The 421-nt window shown below is 68.6% G+C and carries 1 protein-coding gene; it reads left to right on the plus strand.

Annotation, left to right across the window (positions count from 1 at the left end; translation table 11 throughout):
- Positions 1-421 (plus strand): alpha/beta fold hydrolase family protein (locus tag RM704_RS44850; RefSeq protein WP_498076465.1); only part of this gene is annotated, 421 nt, incomplete at both ends.

Raw genomic sequence — 421 nt, forward strand, 5'->3', positions numbered from 1 at the left:
GCGGTGGCGCTCAATCTCGCAGCCGCACATCCGGATCTGGTCAGCGGACTGGTGTTGCTGGACCCAGCGGTGGAGCTCGACGGCGTATGGATGCGTGAGATCGCCGACAGCATGATTGCCTCGCCCGACTACCCCGACCGCGCCGAGGCACGCGCCGAGAAAGCCAACGGGTCGTGGGGCGAGGTGGCCCCGGAAGAGTTGGAGCGTGACCTCGACGAGCATCTCGTCGCACTTCCCGACGGCCGCTACGGGTGGCGGATCAGCATCCCGGCCATGATGTCCTACTGGAGCGAGTTGGCCCGCCCGGTTGCCCTGCCTCGCAAGGGCACTCCCACGGTCCTGGTCCGCGCCACCCGCACCACTCCGCCGTACGCGAGCGACGGTCTCATCGGCGCGCTGAGCGGGCACCTCGGTTCGGATT

Origin of the sequence: Streptomyces gottesmaniae, assembly GCF_031845845.1 — a bacterium.
GTDB classification, from domain to species: Bacteria; Actinomycetota; Actinomycetes; order Streptomycetales; family Streptomycetaceae; genus Streptomyces; species Streptomyces akebiae.